The organism is Phytomonospora sp. NPDC050363 (genome assembly GCF_040655735.1).
In the GTDB taxonomy this organism is placed as follows: Bacteria; Actinomycetota; Actinomycetes; order Mycobacteriales; family Micromonosporaceae; genus Phytomonospora.
Genome location: NZ_JBFAKK010000008.1, coordinates 1 through 17,007, shown reverse-complemented (window position 1 = coordinate 17,007; position 17,007 = coordinate 1). Strand labels below are relative to the sequence as shown.

Below are 17,007 nucleotides of genomic sequence, written 5' to 3'. Positions count from 1 at the left end.
AGCGAGTCATGCGCAAGGTCGTCTACTTCGTCCACCAGTCCGCCGACGGCTTCATCGAGGGCCCGGCCGGCGAGTTCGACTGGCCGACGATGGGCCGGGAACTCTCCGACTATTCGCACGAGCTCACCGACCGCGCCGACGTCTTCATGTACGGGCGGCTCGTGTGGGACATGATGTCGTCGTACTGGCCGTCCGCCGAGACCATCTCGGATGACCCGCACGACCTGCGCTTCGCCCCCGTGTGGCGCAAGACCCCGAAGATCGTCTTCTCCAACACGCTCACCGAGGCGGACTGGAACACGCGGGTCATCGGCGGCGACATCGGCGCGCGGCTGGCGGAGCTCAAGAAGGAGGAGGGCGGCGAGCTGCTGCTCATGGGCGGTTCGAAGCTCGCGTCGAAGCTCACCGAACTGGGCCTGATCGACGAGTACCACGTGGTCGTCCACCCGGTCCTGCTCGGCGGCGGGAAACCCGTCTTCGCCCCGGCCGACTCGCGCGTCCGGCTGCGCCTGGTCGAGACGCGCGCCTTCGACGGCACCACCGTGCTGCTCCGCTACGACCGGGTGTGACGGTCTGGTCCGATGTGCACGCACTGGGTAGGGTTCCTTGCACATCGACGTGTGGGGGAGGCGGCGTTGAAGAAGACGATCGCGGTGTTCTTAACGGCGGGGCTCCTCGCCGCGACGGGTTGCTCCGAGGCGGAGCAGACGGCGGAGCTGGAGTACCCGTGGCCCACCCAGGCCATCAGTCCCGACGCCGTCGGGTTCCGTGCCGTGGTCGCGCAGACCGACGGGACCGTGCAGCAGGGTCTGGCGAGTGAGCCGGAGGCGGGAAACCTCGACGAGCTCTGGGCGAAGGTCGGCACGGAGGCCGCCGATCTCGCCCGCTCACTGACCGCACCCGCGGCGCTGGGAGGCTCCGGCGACGCGCTGGCGCCCTTCGCGGGGCTCAGCCCGGCCGAGGTCGAGCTGCTGCCGCCCGAGGTCGCCTTCAACGTCCCCTACATCCACTGTGGCCAGCTCGCCGACCTCCCGCGCCAGTACCCCGACGCGGCCGCCCAGACGGCCGCCTGCGACTCCGACGCGGTCAAGTACCTCCTGGACCCGCGGGCGCTCAACGGAGGCGATCTGGCCGAGGCTCGGATCGACACCGACATCAACACCGGCGGGTACAAGATCATCCTTGAGTTCACCGCCGCCGGCGCCGACAGATGGGCGGCCTTCACCACCGCCAACGTGGGAAACCAGGTCGCCCTCCTCATCGGCGACGAGGTCCTCACCGCCCCCAGCATCTCCGGGCCGATCGTGGACTCCACCACCGAGATCACCGGAGAGTTCACCCTCGACGAAGCCGAGGAAATCATTTCCCGCATGCGCGCGGCGTTGACAGACTGACCCGATGCCCATGTTCGTGCACCTGACCCCGCGGGTCGACGCAGCGCGGATCCGCCGCGCCGGGATCCGAGCGGTCAGCCACGGCCGCGAAGGCTCACGCGGCGTCTACTGCTTCCCCGTGCTGCCGTCGTACACGCTCACCCACCAATGGCTGCGCGAGCTCGCCCGGCACAAGTCCCGGCGCGGCATGGTCGCCGTCCATTTCCGCGTCGCCGACGACGAGCAGGTCACCGTCGGCCGCTACTCCGCCGTCCCCGAGGTCGTGGGCGCCGCCGAGGCCGTCGGACGGATCGCCGGACTCGACGACCCGCGCGGCTGGGAGGTCCTGATCCGGCGCGGGGTTTCCCGACGCGAGGTGCACAAGGTCCGCGAGGTTTCCCAAGGACTCGGGTGGCGCTACAAGCCCGATGTGCACGGGACCCGCCCCTGTCCCTGCTGCCAGCCCCTCGGGAGCTTCGGGTCCCGGCGACTGCGCGACCGCCCCGGCTCCATCGATCCGCCCGCGCCGCCACCGCGAGTGCTGCTCGCACGCCTGGACGCGGCCGCGCCCGACGACGTCGCCGAACTCGAGTCGGTGCTCCACTGGTTCGGCCGGCGGCGGCGCGGCCCGGTCGACCGTCTCGCGCCCCTCGCCGACCATCCCGCCTGGCAGGTGCGCGAGTCACTGGCCTGGGCGATCGGCCGCTGGCGCACGCCCGGCGCCGCCGAACTCCTCGCCCGCCTCGCCGACGATTCCCACCCCGACGTCCGCGAAGCCGTCGCCGACATCCGCGCCTAGTAGGTGTCCCGCCGCGACACGTGCTCGGCGGCCTCCTCGGCCGAGCGGTCGTCGGTCTCCTCCGCCTCCTTGCGAGCGTCGCCGGGGCGCGTCTCCATCGGCAGCCACTCCTCGATGCCCACCACACCGTCGTCGTCGGTGTCGATGATCAGCTCGGACGGCGGGTCTTCGATGTTTCGCTCGTAGAGCGCGGTCTCGGTCTCCTGCTCGTCGTCGCCCATGTCGTCGGGATCGTTCGAAAGGATGCTCATGACCCGATCGTCGCGCACCCACGACGCGCACGTGACCGTTTCGGTTGCCACCACGTGCGCAGCGACACGCAAGTCCGTACGCCAAGGGAGGTTGCGCCGGGGCCGGAGGTATGCTTGGTCGCGTTTGACGGCAGGACAGATTCCTTAGGGGGACATTGCCGATGTGGAAGAAGCTTTTGCTGCTGGCGGGCGTTGTGACCGTCGCCGCGATCGTTGTCAAGAAGGTCAAGGCGGCCGGTGAAGAGCGCGCGCTCTGGCACGAGGCCACCACCCCCGCCGAGGACGTGCGCTAGCGCGCACCGGCGCCCCGGGGGCTTAGCTCAGCTGGAAGAGCATCTGCTTTGCAAGCAGAGGGTCAGGGGTTCGAGTCCCCTAGTCTCCACTGACCTTGAAGGCCGGTAACCACTCCTGAACAGGGGCGGCGACCGGCCTTCATGCTGCTCAGGGGGTTTCTGCGGACCTTCGCGCGGTGGGCGCGGATGTCGAGGAAGAGCACTTCCTCGGAGCGGGCGACCGACTCGTACGGCAGCGACCACAAGGCGCGATCGTGGAAGGGCTGGACGGTGTCGGCGGTGAGGGCGTCGACGTCCTCATCGGACAGGACCGGTCGAGATCTTTGCGCAGGCGCGGATCGTCGTTGCACGGTCCCCATGGGCCGCTCCCCTCTCGCAGATGATTTACCGTCTCGCTCCTTACGTATGAGGCCCGCAGCGCCAAGCGCTCCGGGCCTCGACTCATCGAAGCTTCAGTGAAGACCTGACCGGACTTCGGTCAGTCGAGGCTTTCGATGATGCGGAAGTCGCGCTCGAAGCCGTCGGGGAGTTCGGCGAGCGCCTCCTGGTAGGCCGCACTCTCGTATGCGGCGACCGCCTGTTCGAAGCTGTCGAACTCGATCAGGACGACGCGCTCGGCGATTCCGGCTTCGTGGGCGACGACCCGGCTGCCGATGCTGGCGAGCACCCGCCCGCCCGCGGCCTTGAGGGCCAGACCGGCCAGTTCGTTGTAGACAGCAAGCCCCTCAGGGTTGGTGATGGTGGGGTAGACGCTGACCCAGTAGCCCTTGGGCATGGAACCTCCAGTGTCGGAATGAGTGCTTCGAATTCCGAAGCGCGGTCGCGATGTGCGATACTACCGTTTCGGAATCCGAAGCGCCAGAATTGACGGAGAGTCATGAACGAGTCGCCGACGCCCATGCCGGGCCGGCCGGTCCGCGGTTCCACCACGGGACGATCGTTGATGGCCGCACTGGACCTGTTCGGGCGCCGCTGGACTCTGCGCATCATCTGGGAACTGGGCAACGAGCCGCTCGGCTTCCGGCTCCTGCAGCGGCGCTGCGACGGCATGTCGTCAAGCGTCCTGCAGCAACGGCTCACAGAGCTCCAAGAGGCTCGGCTCGCCGAGGTGCTGCGCGACGGCAACTACACCCTCACCCCACTCGGCCACGACGCCCGCGAGGCCCTGTGTCCGGTCATCGAGTGGTCGCGGCGGTGGGCTGCCGACCTTGCCGCGAACGACGTGGCTTGATCATCTGTTAAGAACTCCACCGGCAGGACCAGAACAACGAGCCACCCACTCAGCAGGACACCACCCCATCAGCCTTACCGCCAGCCGTGGGTCAGGGTCAGCTGGTTGCGACGAGGACGCTAAGCCTCCTGGTCCGACATCCGGCCGGCGTCGCCCGTTCACGAGTGAGTTCGTTCGGGAGATCTCCCCGTTGACAGGATTCGTCCCCGTTAGGTCGCCGGGTAATCTTCATGTTTGTCCTCCCATGCCGGGCGGTGTCACCTTCATCCGCCGATGGGTCGCCGCGGTCGTCACCGGAGGAATCCATGGATCTGAATCGCATCGGCGCCGACCTCAAGGGCCAGTTGGCGGTGCGCGACCTCTTCCTGCTCCGGGAGCCCTCCTCGGTTCCCGGCTCGCAGACCGTGTCGGTCCGTCTGACCGACGGGCATCCCGATGGGTTCCCCGTCGGTCACGTCGTGTCCTCGGGCTCCACCTGGATCTCCTACGCCCGGGTTCCGCGCGACGGCACCTTCAGGAACAATGAGTTCCTGGGTGAACAGACCTTCGAGGAGGCGCTGGAAACCGTCCTGACCTTCGCCCGGTACGACGACATCGTGCGCGACTTGGAGCAGTCGGGCCGTTCACGGGTCTACAAGACGGTCATGGACGCGGAGCGGGCGGAATGGCTCGCCGAGCATACGGAACCGCCGGGCATCACCCACCTCGGCGACGGCAAGGTCCACCTGTCCGAATCCGCTGTGGCCTACCTGCGCAACCCGCCGCCCGAGCGCGGTCTCTTCCTTTTCGTCACCGACGAGGACGCGTTGTGGATCGACGGGGACACCTATCCGATGACACGCGAGGGGTGACATCCGGTCGGCGAACGCCGTCGCGGCACTGCTGTTGCTCCACTGTCAACGGCTCGGAAGCCAGGCGTCAGGAGCGCGGTGAACGCGTCAGCGGACCACGCCAGGCGGCGCCTGTTCTTCTCCTCCGATCGCTTGCCGACCGCGTAGTCCCCAAGGGACACCAGGGCGTCCGAGAGTGCCGCCGTGTCGCTGGCGAAGATCGGTTCGCCGTCCTGGAAGGCGCCGCCGCGGGAGGCATGGAACCGCGTCCCAAGAAACGGCAGATCAATGACGCCGACGACGGGCACGCCGTCCTTGAGCAGTGCCAGCGACACGCGCACAGCGGCACGCCGTGCGCGTAGTTCACCGTGCCGTCGATGGGATCGAGGGTCCACAGCAATGCACGGTCCTCGGAGCCGGTGAGCCCGCCGCATGCCCTCACCGCGGAGGCGCAGTTCCACCTGGGCGCAGTGCTGGCGCTGACCGGCGTGTTCATGTTGGGCGTGGGGCCGATGCTGTGGTTCCGCGCGCAGCGCGAGAACGCCTCGCGGGACTGAGCCGCCCGGCCCTTTCGCCGTCGTGGGCGAGACTGTGCCCATGGAATTCCTCTGCTACCACCGCGACCGCCCCGGCTCCCTGGCCCTGCGCCAGGAACTCGTCGAAGCCCACTGGTCCTACATGGACGGCTTCGCCGCCGAGCTGATCGCGCGCGGCCCGACCCTCGCCGCCGACGGTGAGACGCCGACCGGCAGCGTCCACATCGCCGAGCTCCCCGACGTCGCCGCCGCCCGCGCCTTCGCCTTCGACGAGCCCGGCTACCAGGCCGGCGTCTACCGCGACGTGCTGCTGCGGCGCTGGCGCAACGAGCTGGGCCGCGACATGTGGGCGTTTCCCGGCGACCGCGACGCCCGGCGATACCTGGTCCTCGGCCTCGGCGCGGGCCTCATCGAGGAACCGGTGCCCGCGGACCGGGACGCGCTGATCGCCTTCGGCCCGCTGCTGTCCGACGACGGCAACGCCTGGCTGGGCACCGGCGCGCTGGTCACGGCACCCGGCCCGGACGCCGCGAGGGCATCGCTCACGGCCGGCCTGTACGCCGAGATCGAGGTGCACGCCTGGGAGTTCGGCGGGCGGCGCTGACCAGGCGAAAGATATTCCTTGACAAGAATATTCCTCATAAGGAATACTTCTGTCCATGGACGCACTCCTAGCCTCGCTGGCCGACCCGGCCCGCTGGCGGCTCGTGAATCTGCTGGCCGAGCGGCCCCGCTCGGTCGGGGTCCTCGCCCAGCTCGCCGAGGCGCGCCAGCCGCAGACGACCAAGCACCTCCAGACCCTCGAACGCGCGGGCCTGGTCACCTCGCAGCGCTCCGGCCAGCGACGCGTCTACGCGCTGCGGTCGGAGCCCCTGCGTCGCCTGGTCGCCGCGCTCAATCACCTCGCCGACACCGCCGACACCGCCGAACAGGCCGACGGGTCCCGCGCGACCTTCGACCGCTACGGGCTCAGTCTCGACACCGAACGCCTCGCCGCCGAGGAGCCGGGCTGGGCCGACGGCCGCTCCTTCAGGTTCCTGCGCACACTCGCGGCCGACCCCGCGCTGGTCTGGCGGCACCTGACCGAGACCGCGCTGCTCGCCCGTTGGTGGACACCCGACGATCTCCGCGTATCCGAACTCGTCTTCGAGGCGAGGCCGGGCGGGCAGATCGTCCAGGAGTACCGCGACGTCGAGGACGCCGACGGCTCCGACCTGGTCGCCGGCCGCGCGGAAGGCGTCGTCGACGAGGTCCGCCCCGGCGAACACCTCGCCTACCGGCTCACCCCCCGGCTTCCCGACGGCCGGCCCGCGTTCACCGCCCACTTCGACGTCGGTCTCAGCCCGGCCGACGCCGGCACGGAACTCGACATCCGATTCCAGACCACCGACACCACCGTCGATGCGGCCGACTTCATCGCGGGCATCGAGATCGGCTTCGGCCAGAGCCTCGACAAGCTTGTGGCGATCCTCGCCGCCGACTCACTCGACACCGATAAGAGGAACACGGCATGAGCACGCAGACCACCGGCCGCAGGGTCGTCACCAACATGAGCCTCTCCCTCGACGGCCACTACGCCGGGCCGCGCGACCCCGAGGACAACGGCTGGGTGATGCCCTACGCGCACACCGACGTCGCCCGCGACCACATGACCAGCATCCGGGAGTCGGCGACGACGGCCCTGCTCGGGCGGGTCAACGCCGAGGGTTTCCTCGCCTTCTGGCCGACCGTGATCGGAACCGAGGGCGTCGACCCGCGTGACGAGGGCTTCGCTAAATGGCTCCTCGACACCGACAAGGTGGTGCTGTCCTCGACCCTCACGCAGGCCCCGTGGGAGCGGACGACGATCGCCGGCAAGCCGACCGCCGAGGTGGTCGCCGACCTCAAGGCGACCGAAGGCGGCGACATCCTCGTGCTCAACAGCGCGAGCGTCATCAAGGCCCTGCTCGCCGCCGACATGGTCGACCGGCTCACGCTGACGATCTTCCCGGTCTTCCTCGGCGGCGGCCCGCGTCTCTTCGACGACGGTCTGCCGACCGGCCGGTGGACGCTCGCGAGCCAGCACGCGGGTGAGTACGGGACCTTGGCGCTCGTCTACGACCGGCTCCGCTGAGCCGAGTCGGTGCGGGACCCCTCAGTGCAGCGGCTCAAGCTCGATCCACGCGTGACCGGGGATCGAGGCGCGCACGCGGTCGGCGATCACCATCGCCTCACCCCGCTCGTCGTAGGTGTGCGCTCGCCAGTGCTGCGAGCGGTGCTCGACGTACCAGCGGCCGCGAAGGCGGCCCACGACCACGCGGTGTTCGCCGTTCAGGGTCTGCCACGCTCGCACGGGTTTCCTCGCCGGGTCGGCGCGGTCGAGTCTCTCGCCGTTGATCACCCGGAGATCTTCGCACATTCGTTCTAATCGATGAAGAGGTCCCGGGGGCGCACCTGCCGGTACATTCGGTCGCGGTGTGCGGGGACGAGTCGGGAGACCCGGCCTGCGGGGGTCGGGGAAACCCCCGCAGGTGCGCCCCGCGCCGTGAGCCGCGGAGCAGGCGGGCGGCAATTGCCACGCGCACCGTTGGTCGCCGGCCCGAAGGCCCGCCGGTGCGGCGACGCCGGGATGGCGGCCCGGCGCCTCGACTCTGCCGGAGAATCTCCGGATGGTCAAGCAAAAGACCGGTGCAATCTTCGATAAATCGATGGTTGACAGGAAAATTTGCACAACGCCGTGGCGACCCGTACTTTCGGCCGCCTCCACACCGGTTAAGCGTCCGGGTGGGTCGTGGTGTTACACCTGTCGGCGGGTGTTGCCCGTCACCGTTCCTGAGGCACCCTTGAGCGGTGACCGACGACCTGTCCTCCCTCATCGAGGCGGCACGTCGTGGTGACGAGGACGCCTTTCGCCTGCTCTACCGGGAGGTCCAGCCCCGCCTCCTGCGATACCTCCGCGCCCTCGTCGGCGCCGACGCCGAAGACGTCGCCTCGGAGACGTGGCTGCACATCGCCCGCGACCTGCACGGCTTCGACGGCGACTTCGACGGTTTTCGCGGCTGGGCCGCCACCATCGGCCGCCACCGCGCGATGGACCACGTCCGCCGCAGACGCCGCACACCCGGCCCGACCGTCTCCGACGAGCAGCTCGCCGAACTCGGCGGCCCCGCCGACACCGCCCTGCTCGCCGTCGACGCCCTCGCGACCGACGCAGCCATCGCGTTGATAGCCTCCCTCCCGCGCGAGCAGGCCGAGGCGGTCCTCTTGCGCGTGGTGATGGGCCTCGACGCGCGCTCGGCCGGGCGCGTCCTCGGGAAACGGCCCGGCGCCGTGCGCACCGCCGCCCACCGGGGTCTGCGCCGCCTCGCCGACCGGCTCGCCGCCGACGCGACCCCGGCTGCCACGGCACCGGCGCTCACCTCGAAGGAAACGACATGAGCCGACAGCCCGACCTCGTCGACGAGCGCCTGGCCGCGCTGCTCACGGCGGCCGCCGCTCCGGCGCGTCCGGGCGAGACCGCCGGGGAGGAGGAGGCCGTCCGCGCCTACCGCACCCTTCTGTCGCCGGTCCAGCCGACAAGGGCGCGCCGCCTCCTCGTCCGCTTCGCCGTCGTCAAGGCAGTCATCGCCATCACCCTTCTCGGCGGGGTCGCGCTCGCGGCGAGTTCGAGCGAGCCGCCGGAGCACCCCGCGGTCCCGGGGAACACCGCCGACACCGCCGCCGGGGAGCGCGAGACCACCGACGGCACACCCGCGACTCTGGCGGGCGAGGAACCGCCACCACCTTCGGCGAAGGAGCCCTCGGCCCCCACCCCGGGTGCGGAGGAGAGCGCACCCGCCGCCGACTTCCCGTCACTGTGCCGGCTCTACCTCGACGACGAGTGGACGGCCCGCCGCGACCCGGGTTTCCCGGCGCTGCGCGCCGAGGCCGGCGGGCACGGCAAGGTCGGCGACCACTGCCGCGAACTGCTGGGCGTCGACGAGGAGAACGACGACGGCGAGGACCATGACCCGGGCGGCGATGACGAGAACGGCGAGCCGAGCGGCCGGCCCGACTCCGTACCCGGCCCGCCGTCCGTCCACAAGGGCCGCCCGACCTCACCCGAACAGGCCAAGGGCCCGAAGGCGCGGCCGTTACGCGCGGTAAGAATGCAGCATGATTAGGGTCTTTCTGCTCGATGACCACGAAGTCGTCCGCCGAGGCCTGTGCGAACTCTTGCAGCGCGAGGGCGACATCGAGGTGGTCGGCGAGTCCGGCCTGGCGGAGGAGGCCCGCCGCCGGATCCCGGCGCTGCGCCCGGATGTGGCGATCCTCGACGCGAGACTCCCCGACGGCAGCGGCATCGACGTCTGCCGCGAGGTCAGAGCCGCCGATCCGGCGGTCAAAGCCCTCATTCTCACCTCATACGAGGACGACGAGGCCCTCTTCGCCGCGATTATGGCGGGCGCTGCTGGGTATGTCCTCAAGCAGGTGCGTGGCACGGACCTGGTGGACGCGGTACGGATCGTCGCGAGCGGGCGGTCCATGCTCGATCCCGTGGTCACCTCCCGGGTGCTCGAACGGATCCGCCGCGGTCCGGAGGAACCGGCCGAGCTGCGCGCCTTGACGGAACAGGAACGGCGCATTTTCTCGCTCATCGCCGAAGGTCTGACCAACCGGCAGATCGCCGAACGGATGTACTTGGCGGAGAAGACCGTCAAGAACTACGTTTCGAGTCTGCTGTCGAAGCTCGACCTGGAGCGCCGCACACAGGCGGCGGTCCTGGCCACCCGGCTTCTTGGTGACCGCCGGCCCGACTGAGCCGGGGACAACGCGCCGTTTCACGTGAAACATTGGACGTGGAGAGGTGATCACCATGGTCGGGCAGGTAGTCGTAGGCGCGGACGGATCGGAATCGTCGACGCGCGCGATCGAGTCCGCCGCACACGAAGCCATGCTGCGAGGGCTTCGGCTGCGGATCGTGCACGCCGTGATCTGGTCGATGGTGGACACCCCCATGGATCTGGCCGCGATGGGCATTCCGCGCGAGGACCTGCGCGAGGCGGCGAAGGTGATTCTGGCCGACGCCGAGGAGCGCGCCCGCATGGCGGCCCCGGAGATCGAGATCTCCACGCACATGGAGATCGCCGGCGCCGCGCAGGCGCTGCTCTCCGAGGGCGAGAACGCCGACCTGATCGTCGTGGGAAACCGTGGCCACGGGGGCTTCACCGGACTGCTGGTCGGCTCGACGGCCGTGCAGGTCGCCGCGCACGCCACGTGCCCGGTGCTGGTCGTGCGCCCCGACGTGCCGCGCGAGGACCCCACCGGGCCCATCGTCGTCGGCGTCGACGGCTCGCCCGAAGGCCGCCTCGCACTGCGCTTCGCCATCACGGAGGCCAAACTGCGCGGCGCGACCGTGCGCGCCCTGCACGCCCTCCCCGAGGGTTTCCCGCCTGAGGAGGGCGCCGAGGCGCTCGCCGCGGCCGAGAAGCTCCTCGACACCGCGCTGGTCGAGATCGACGCCGCTCCCGGCGACGTGTCGGTCAGCGCCGAGATCGTGCGCGGCCAGCCGGCCGAGGCGCTCGTCGAAGCCTCCCGTACCGCCTCGATGATCGCCGTCGGCGGTCGTGGTCGCGGCGGTTTCCGCGGCCTGCTGTTCGGTTCGGTCAGCCACGCGCTGATCCATCACGCCGAATGCTCCGTCGCGATCGCCAGGGGCGCCGAGGACGAGCAGGAGTAGCCACACTCGTAGGCATGCGAGCACGAGGAATCAACTACGACACCGGTTTCCTTCCCGGGTTCACCAGCCGCCCGCACCTCACCCCCGACATCGCCGCGCGCGACATGCGCGTCATCGCCGGAGAACTGCACTGCGACGCCGTGCGGATCTCCGGTGGCGACCCCGAGCGGCTCAGTACCGCCGCCGAACACGCCGCCGAGGCCGGGCTGGAGATCTGGTTCGCGCCGTTTCCCGTCGACGTCGCGCACGCCGAGGCGGCCGAGCTGTTCACCGACTGCGCCGTCCGCGCCGAAAGGCTCCGCGCGGACGGCGCCTCGGTGCGTCTGGTGACCGGGTGCGAGTTCACCGCCTTCATGCCCGGCTTCATTCCCGGTGCGAGCTACGGCGAGCGCCTTGAGGTCATCGGCAACGCCGACCAGGAGTGGTGGATGAACCTGGGACCGGCCATCGCGCGCCTCAACGAGCATCTCGCCGGGCTCGTGGGGCGGGTGCGCGAGCACTTCGGGGGGGCCGGTGACCTACGCGGCGGCGCCGTGGGAGTTCATCGACTGGACGCCGTTCGACTACGTGGGCGCCGACGCCTACCGCGCGGCCTACAACGCGCAGACCTTTCCCCAGGAGATCGCCGCGCTCGGCGACTTCGGGAAACCCGTGGCGATTCTGGAGTACGGCACGTGCGCGTACACCGGTGCGGGGCTGCGCGGGGGGATGGCGTGGCAGGCGCCGGCCGACGCGGTCGCCGACGAGGGCGAGCAGGTGCGTTACTTCAACGAGCTGCTGGACGTGTTCGAGGAGAAGGGCGTCGATACGGCCCTGTGGTTCACCTTCGCCGGTTTCGGCCGGACGGGGGCGGCCGAGCTGGGTTCCTACGGGGTGGTGCGGATGCTCGGTGCTGAGGCGGAGTGGGAGCGCAAGGAGTTGTTCTCGGTGATGGCGGCGCGGTACGCGTCGTAACGAGCCCTCTTCTCGACCGCCGCGTGATCTTCGGCGGGGCAGACTGTCGGGATGGCGCTGGAGGCTTTGGGCCTGACCACGCGGGAGGCGACCGTCTACCGCGCGGTCGCCGAGCGCCGCAGTGCCGCTGTCGACGGTCTGCCCGCCGTCACGGGCTTGACGTCCGACGAGGTCGCCGCCGCGATCGAGGGGCTGGTAGCTCTCGGTCTTCTCGACGTCGCGCGCGACCGTCCCGGCGTGGTGACCGCCTCCCCGCCCGAGTTGACGGGGCAGGCTCTCCTCCTCGACCGCGCCCGCGACCTCCAGCGTGCCCGCCAGGAGCTCAACGACCTCGCCGAGCGCTACCGCAGTGTCCCCGCCGACGACGCCGAGCTGATCGAGCTGCTGCCCGGGCCGACCGTCGCGCGCCGTCTCGCCGACGTGCAGGGGCAGGCCGAGCGGGAGGTGCTGATCGTCGACGCCCCGCCCTATCTCGACGTCAAGGCGAATCCGATGCAGCTGGAGCAGATGGCCGCCGGGATCACCTATCGCACGATCTACGACCGGCGCGGCCTTGAGGAGCCGGGCGGTTTCGAGCGCGCCGAGACCTTCGTCGTCGCCGGTGAGCAGGCGCGCGTCCTCGACCACACGCCCACCAAGCTCGTCATCGTCGACCGCGCGTACGCCCTCCTCCCGCAGCGCCACGGTGTCACGCCGAGCGAGTGCGGCGCCTTCCTCGTGCACCGCTCACCGCTGCTGGACACGCTGATCTCGCTGTTCGACATCTTGTGGCTGCACGCCCTGCCGATGTCGGCCTCGGGCACCGACGGGCTGTCGGAGGAGGAGGCGCAGCTGCTGGTGCTGCTGCTGACCGGGTTCACCGACGAGGCGATCTGCCGTCAGCTCGGCATCGGGCGGCGCACGGTCGCCAGGCGGGTGAAGACCCTCATGGACCGGGCCGGCGCGGCGACCCGCATGCAGCTGGGGTGGCAGGCCGCGCAGCTGGGGTGGGTGACCGCGCCCTGGCGCGCCAGCGGCCTGCGCCGCCCCGACATTCCCCGGGCGGCCGGTCCCGACGGGGCATGACGTGTTTGTGCCACTGGCAAGCACCCGCCAGCCGAAGGCATTGAGCAAGGCTCGTTACTGCTGAAGCATCACCGACGATCATGCCCTTCAGCCCTGGAGCCCCCGTGAAGTCCACCAACCGAAGACTCGGTCTCGTTCTCGCGTCGGCGGTGACCCTGGCCGTGCTGTCGGCGCCGGGGACGGCCGCCGCCGATCCCGCGCCGAGCGTCCCGTCCGGGTCGCTCGCCTGGCCGTCGGCCCTGCCCCCGACCGCCACCGTCACCCTCGTCACCGGCGACACCATCACCGTCAGCACCGGCCCCGACGGCAAGACCGGCTTCACGGCCGTTCCCGCCGAGGGCACCTCGCCGATCTACCGCACTGAGACCTCGCCCGAGGGCGACACCTTCATCTACCCCGACAGCGCGTCGGCGGGCATGGCCGCGGGCCTGCTCGACCGGGACCTGTTCAACATCACCAGGCTCGTCGCCGACGGCCACGGCGACGCCGACAGCGCCACGCTGCCGCTGATCGTCGACTACTCCGGCACGCCCTCGGCGGCGACGCTCTCCCGCGACGCCTCGGCCCTCGACGCGGTCACCGCGTCGACGCCGCTGGCCTCCATCGGCGCCAGCGCCGTCGAGGTCGACAAGGCCGCCGCCGAGGACTTCTACCGCGAGGCGACCTCCGGGGCCGTCGAGCGCATCTCCCTCGACGGCAGGGTCGACGCCGTCCTCGACGTCAGCGTCCCGCTGATCGGCGCACCCGAAGTCTGGGACAGCGGCTTCGACGGGACCGGCGTGAAGGTCGCCGTCCTCGACACCGGCATCGACGAGACCCACCCCGACTTCGCCGGGCACATCTCCGCCACCGCCAGCTTCATCGACGGCGAGGCCGTCGCCGACCTCAACGGGCACGGCACGCACGTCGCCAGCACCATCATGGGCAGCGGCGCGGCCTCCGGCGGCGCCTACAAGGGCGTCGCGCCGGGTGTCGACCTGCTCGTCGGCAAGGTCTTGAACAACCGCGGCTCCGGCAACGACTCCGGCATCATCGCCGGGATGGAGTGGGCGGCCGCGCAGGGCGCCGACGTGATCAGCATGAGCCTGGGCGGAGCGACCCAGGAGGTCTCCGACCCGATGACCGAGGCCGTCGAGGCGCTCACCGCCTCCACCGGCGTCCTGTTCGTCATCGCCGCCGGCAACTCCGGCCCGGGCGAGTCCACCGTCGGCTCACCCGGCATCGCCGACAGCGCTCTGACCGTCGGCGCCTTCGACAAGAGCGACCGCCTCGCCGACTTCTCCAGCCGCGGGCCGCGCGTCGACGGCGCCATCAAGCCCGAGATCGCCGGTCCGGGCGTCGACATCGTCGCCGCGCGCGCCTCCGGCACCGCCGCCGGGCGGCCCGTCGACGACCACTACACGTCGCTGTCGGGGACCTCGATGGCCACGCCGCACGTCGCGGGGGCCGTTGCGCTGCTCGTCCAGCAGCACCCCGACTGGACCGCGCGGCAGCTCAAGGACGCCCTCGTCTCCACCGCCGACAACGCCCCCGAGTACACCGTGTACGAGCAGGGCGGCGGCCGGCTCGCCGTCGACGAGGCCTCGAAGGCCACCGTCTTCGCGTCCTCGACCGCCGACTTCGGCAACGTCGGCTCCGATGCCGGGCCGCAGACCCGCGCGGTCACCTACACCAACACCGGCGACGCGGCCGTGACCCTCTCGCTGGCGCTGAACCTCGACCGCGGCAACGCCGTCCCCGCCGGCGCGGTCGCGCTGTCGGCGACCACCCTCGACGTCCCCGCGCACGGCACCGCCGACGTGACCGTCACGGTCGACCCCTCGATCGGCGAGATCGGCCGCTACAACGGATATTTGGCAGCGACTGCCAATGGCCGCACACTGACGACTTCGGTCGGCTACATCAAGGCGCCGCCGCAGCGGACGATGACCTTCCACCTCACCGGACGCGACGGTGAGGCCGCCGGTCAGGCCAACATCGACCTGCTCGACGTCGCGACCGACGCGGTCGTCTACCGCACCGCCACGACCCTCGGCGAGGCCGAGCACAGCATCACCGTCCCGCAGGGGCGCTACGCCGTGCAGATCCGCCTGACGACCTACGACGACGGATTCGGGACGGCCATCGCCTCCACCGACTACTACGGCGAGCCCGAGATCGTGCTCGACGAGGACGTCACGCTCGACGCCGACGCCCGCGACGCGGTGGACGTGACCGCCGGCGTGCGCGGCGAGAAGCGGCCGATGGAGGCCCAGTCGGTGTCGGTTCACCTCGGGCGAGTCCGTGCCGACGGGGCCGGCATCGGGCTCGGCGACTTCGACCTGCTCACCGACGGCGACTCCGTCTACGGCGTGATCCCCTCGGTGACGAAGGCGCGGCACGGCGAGTTCACCCTCAACATCGGCCACGAGCTGCGCGACCCGATCCTGACCGCCACGATCGCCTCGGGTCACCGCACGAAGGCACTCGACGTGCTGTCGTCCGTCGTGGGTCTGCGCTTCGACGGTGACGTGCGCGGCAGCGTCGTCGCGGTCGGCGCAGGCACCGAGGCCGACTACGCCGGTCTCGACGTGACAGGCAAGCTCGTCCTGGCCGTCACCGACCAGCCCGGTGGTCTCACCGCGCGCATCGCCACGGCCGCCGCGCACGGCGCCGCCGGCCTGCTCCAGACGCGCGCGACGCCGGGCACCACGGCGGTTTCGGCCTTCGGTGACGTCGTGCTGCCCGCCGCGGCCGTCCCCTACGACGCCGGCCGCGACCTGATCGCCGCGCTCGGCGGGGGAGCGGTCACGGTGACCCTCAAGGGCCGCATGGACAGCCGTTTCACGTACTCGCTGCCCGTCCAGTTCGACGGGAAGATCCCGGCGAGGCCGACGGCGACGGCCGACCGGGACGACTTCGCGAAGCTGGCCAACGACTTCCACGCCGACCGCGTCGGCAGGCTCGCCTACGACTCGACCCTGTCGTGGTTCCCGACGCAGCCGACGTCGAGCCGGGTCGCCAACTACCACTGGGCTCCCGGCGAGCGCGACGACTACGTCTACGCGCGCGACGGGGTCGTGTGGCAGCAGGCCGTCCGCACGTCGACGGTGAGCGCCGCCTCCACGCAGGAGCCGGTCACGTCGTTCAAGGCCGGGCGGACTTATCACCGCGACTGGTCGCGCGCCCCTGGGGTGCCGGCCGCCAACGGCAACTACCCGTGCCCGATGTGCCGCACGGACTCAGGGTCGCTGTTCGCGGTGGCGCCCTTCGGCGACTCCGACCCGACGCACTACGGATCGGCGGGCGCGGCCAACACCGTCGCCTTCTTCCGCGACGGCGTGCGGCAGGACTCCTACGACACGCTGCTCGTGCCCGAGGAGGCGAGCTACCGCATCGACTACGGCCTGACGCGCACGCCGACCGCGGTCGAGAGCCTCGGCACGAAGGTGGACACGTCCTGGACGTTCCGCTCGGCCGCGCCGACCTCGGGAATGCCCGAGGGGTGCGCGTTCATGTGGCCCGACGCGGCGGCCTGTGAGGCGCTGCCGGTGATCCTCACCGGGTACGACGTGCCGCTCGACCTGTACAACCAGGCCCACGCGGGCTCGCGCTTCGGCTTCGAGGTGACCACCTCGCGGCCCGCCGGGTACGAGGGGCCGGGTGTCACGGGCATGACCGTCGAGGTCTCCTACGACGACGGCTCGACCTGGGCGAGTCCCGACCGGGTGAAACTCGGCCGTGACGGTACCGCCGAGGTCTCCCTGCACCACCCGAAGCCGTCGGCCACCAACGGGTTCGTCTCGTTGCGGGTCGTGGCGTGGGACGCCGCCGGGAACCGGACCGAGCAGACGGTGATCCGGGCCTACGCGCTCGTGTGACCCGCACCGACGAGAAGCGGCCGTACGGCAGACCATACAGGGATATCGACTCTGTGCAAACCGGTCTGCGGGGCAGACCTCAAGGGCACTCCCGCCGATGTGCCGTCACCTCCACCT

Annotated in this window: 23 protein-coding genes and 1 tRNA gene; 18 read left to right on the top strand and 6 right to left on the bottom strand. The window is 70.6% G+C overall.

Translation table 11 applies throughout. The features are described from left to right. Positions 1 to 8: 8 nt before the first annotated feature. The 3 genes from AB0I28_RS21910 (at position 9) to AB0I28_RS21900 (ending at position 2,172) form a co-directional block, all read left to right on the top strand. Positions 9 to 569 (top strand): dihydrofolate reductase family protein, encoded by a 561-nt coding sequence (locus AB0I28_RS21910; protein WP_357496014.1) that lies wholly within the window; start codon positions 9 to 11, stop codon positions 567 to 569. Positions 570 to 635: 66 nt separating this feature from the next. Continuing rightward, complete coding sequence (locus tag AB0I28_RS21905; RefSeq protein WP_357496013.1) at positions 636 to 1,394, top strand: hypothetical protein; 759 nt, start codon at positions 636 to 638, stop codon at positions 1,392 to 1,394. Positions 1,395 to 1,398: 4 nt separating this feature from the next. Beyond that, positions 1,399 to 2,172, top strand: a complete 774-nt coding sequence (locus AB0I28_RS21900) for a HEAT repeat domain-containing protein (RefSeq protein ID WP_357496011.1) — start codon at positions 1,399 to 1,401, stop codon at positions 2,170 to 2,172. Here AB0I28_RS21900 and AB0I28_RS21895 read toward each other — a convergent pair. Beyond that, on the bottom strand, positions 2,169 to 2,423 hold the full coding sequence (locus AB0I28_RS21895; RefSeq protein WP_357496009.1) for a hypothetical protein: 255 nt from the start codon (positions 2,421 to 2,423) through the stop codon (positions 2,169 to 2,171). The genes AB0I28_RS21900 and AB0I28_RS21895 overlap by 4 nt on opposite strands. A gap of 161 nt (positions 2,424 to 2,584) precedes the next feature. Here AB0I28_RS21895 and AB0I28_RS21890 point away from each other — a divergent pair, with 161 nt between their 5' ends. Together AB0I28_RS21890 and AB0I28_RS21885 are read left to right on the top strand one after the other, a co-directional pair. Beyond that, the gene (locus AB0I28_RS21890; RefSeq protein ID WP_357496007.1) at positions 2,585 to 2,716 is read left to right on the top strand and encodes a DLW-39 family protein; all 132 of its coding nucleotides are present in this window, start codon (positions 2,585 to 2,587) and stop codon (positions 2,714 to 2,716) included. A gap of 16 nt (positions 2,717 to 2,732) precedes the next feature. After that, positions 2,733 to 2,805: transfer RNA gene (locus tag AB0I28_RS21885), tRNA-Ala, on the top strand. Here AB0I28_RS21885 and AB0I28_RS21880 read toward each other — a convergent pair. Next, positions 2,779 to 3,075: a hypothetical protein gene (locus AB0I28_RS21880; protein ID WP_357496005.1), complete on the bottom strand. Its 297-nt coding sequence runs from the start codon at positions 3,073 to 3,075 to the stop codon at positions 2,779 to 2,781. The genes AB0I28_RS21885 and AB0I28_RS21880 overlap by 27 nt on opposite strands. A 119-nt stretch (positions 3,076 to 3,194) precedes the next feature. Further along, on the bottom strand, positions 3,195 to 3,491 hold the full coding sequence (locus AB0I28_RS21875) for a DUF1330 domain-containing protein (RefSeq protein WP_357496003.1): 297 nt from the start codon (positions 3,489 to 3,491) through the stop codon (positions 3,195 to 3,197). Positions 3,492 to 3,659: 168 nt separating this feature from the next. Between AB0I28_RS21875 and AB0I28_RS21870 the strand changes: the two genes are divergently transcribed. Then, positions 3,660 to 3,947, top strand: coding sequence for a helix-turn-helix domain-containing protein (locus AB0I28_RS21870; protein ID WP_357496001.1), 288 nt, complete (start codon positions 3,660 to 3,662; stop codon positions 3,945 to 3,947). A gap of 305 nt (positions 3,948 to 4,252) precedes the next feature. Beyond that, entirely contained in the window at positions 4,253 to 4,798 is a 546-nt protein-coding gene (locus AB0I28_RS21865; RefSeq protein ID WP_357495999.1) for a hypothetical protein, read from the top strand. Here AB0I28_RS21865 and AB0I28_RS21860 read toward each other — a convergent pair. Beyond that, positions 4,774 to 5,112 (bottom strand): inositol monophosphatase family protein, encoded by a 339-nt coding sequence (locus AB0I28_RS21860; RefSeq protein ID WP_357495997.1) that lies wholly within the window; start codon positions 5,110 to 5,112, stop codon positions 4,774 to 4,776. The genes AB0I28_RS21865 and AB0I28_RS21860 overlap by 25 nt on opposite strands. A gap of 84 nt (positions 5,113 to 5,196) precedes the next feature. Here AB0I28_RS21860 and AB0I28_RS21855 point away from each other — a divergent pair, with 84 nt between their 5' ends. The 4 genes from AB0I28_RS21855 to AB0I28_RS21840 are packed head-to-tail and all read left to right on the top strand — an operon-like array spanning position 5,197 to position 7,426. Beyond that, complete coding sequence (locus tag AB0I28_RS21855) at positions 5,197 to 5,334, top strand: hypothetical protein (protein ID WP_357495995.1); 138 nt, start codon at positions 5,197 to 5,199, stop codon at positions 5,332 to 5,334. Positions 5,335 to 5,374: 40 nt separating this feature from the next. Further along, complete coding sequence (locus AB0I28_RS21850) at positions 5,375 to 5,917, top strand: YciI family protein (protein ID WP_357495993.1); 543 nt, start codon at positions 5,375 to 5,377, stop codon at positions 5,915 to 5,917. Positions 5,918 to 5,972: 55 nt separating this feature from the next. Continuing rightward, positions 5,973 to 6,827 carry a metalloregulator ArsR/SmtB family transcription factor gene (locus AB0I28_RS21845; protein ID WP_357495992.1) on the top strand — a complete coding sequence of 285 codons (855 nt, stop codon included), beginning with the start codon at positions 5,973 to 5,975 and terminating at the stop codon, positions 6,825 to 6,827. Continuing rightward, positions 6,824 to 7,426: a dihydrofolate reductase family protein gene (locus AB0I28_RS21840; RefSeq protein WP_357495990.1), complete on the top strand. Its 603-nt coding sequence runs from the start codon at positions 6,824 to 6,826 to the stop codon at positions 7,424 to 7,426. The genes AB0I28_RS21845 and AB0I28_RS21840 overlap by 4 nt, the downstream gene beginning before the upstream one ends. A gap of 21 nt (positions 7,427 to 7,447) precedes the next feature. Here AB0I28_RS21840 and AB0I28_RS21835 read toward each other — a convergent pair whose 3' ends face one another. Beyond that, entirely contained in the window at positions 7,448 to 7,711 is a 264-nt protein-coding gene (locus AB0I28_RS21835; protein ID WP_357495988.1) for a hypothetical protein, read from the bottom strand. Positions 7,712 to 8,142: 431 nt separating this feature from the next. On the opposite strand from AB0I28_RS21835, the gene AB0I28_RS21830 reads away from it, so the two are divergent. Genes AB0I28_RS21830 through AB0I28_RS21815 form a run of 4 tightly spaced genes read left to right on the top strand, consistent with a single transcriptional unit; the run spans position 8,143 to position 11,011 of the window. Further along, positions 8,143 to 8,730: an RNA polymerase sigma factor gene (locus AB0I28_RS21830; RefSeq protein WP_357495986.1), complete on the top strand. Its 588-nt coding sequence runs from the start codon at positions 8,143 to 8,145 to the stop codon at positions 8,728 to 8,730. After that, positions 8,727 to 9,455: a hypothetical protein gene (locus tag AB0I28_RS21825; protein WP_357495984.1), complete on the top strand. Its 729-nt coding sequence runs from the start codon at positions 8,727 to 8,729 to the stop codon at positions 9,453 to 9,455. Before AB0I28_RS21830 ends, AB0I28_RS21825 begins: the two co-directional genes overlap by 4 nt. After that, positions 9,448 to 10,092 (top strand): response regulator transcription factor, encoded by a 645-nt coding sequence (locus AB0I28_RS21820; protein WP_357495982.1) that lies wholly within the window; start codon positions 9,448 to 9,450, stop codon positions 10,090 to 10,092. The genes AB0I28_RS21825 and AB0I28_RS21820 overlap by 8 nt, the downstream gene beginning before the upstream one ends. A 55-nt stretch (positions 10,093 to 10,147) precedes the next feature. Continuing rightward, complete coding sequence (locus tag AB0I28_RS21815; protein WP_357495981.1) at positions 10,148 to 11,011, top strand: universal stress protein; 864 nt, start codon at positions 10,148 to 10,150, stop codon at positions 11,009 to 11,011. On the opposite strand, the gene AB0I28_RS21810 is transcribed toward AB0I28_RS21815, so the two are convergent. Next, positions 10,957 to 11,478: a hypothetical protein gene (locus AB0I28_RS21810; RefSeq protein WP_357495979.1), complete on the bottom strand. Its 522-nt coding sequence runs from the start codon at positions 11,476 to 11,478 to the stop codon at positions 10,957 to 10,959. The two genes, AB0I28_RS21815 and AB0I28_RS21810, sit on opposite strands and share 55 nt — an antisense overlap. Before the next feature lie 46 nt (positions 11,479 to 11,524). On the opposite strand from AB0I28_RS21810, the gene AB0I28_RS21805 reads away from it, so the two are divergent. The 3 genes from AB0I28_RS21805 (at position 11,525) to AB0I28_RS21795 (ending at position 16,890) form a co-directional block, all read left to right on the top strand. Beyond that, positions 11,525 to 11,965: a hypothetical protein gene (locus tag AB0I28_RS21805; protein WP_357495977.1), complete on the top strand. Its 441-nt coding sequence runs from the start codon at positions 11,525 to 11,527 to the stop codon at positions 11,963 to 11,965. A gap of 51 nt (positions 11,966 to 12,016) precedes the next feature. Then, positions 12,017 to 13,030: a helix-turn-helix domain-containing protein gene (locus tag AB0I28_RS21800; RefSeq protein ID WP_357495975.1), complete on the top strand. Its 1,014-nt coding sequence runs from the start codon at positions 12,017 to 12,019 to the stop codon at positions 13,028 to 13,030. 104 nt (positions 13,031 to 13,134) lie between these two features. Next, on the top strand, positions 13,135 to 16,890 hold the full coding sequence (locus AB0I28_RS21795) for a S8 family serine peptidase (RefSeq protein WP_357495973.1): 3,756 nt from the start codon (positions 13,135 to 13,137) through the stop codon (positions 16,888 to 16,890). The last annotated feature ends 117 nt before the right edge of the window (positions 16,891 to 17,007 follow it).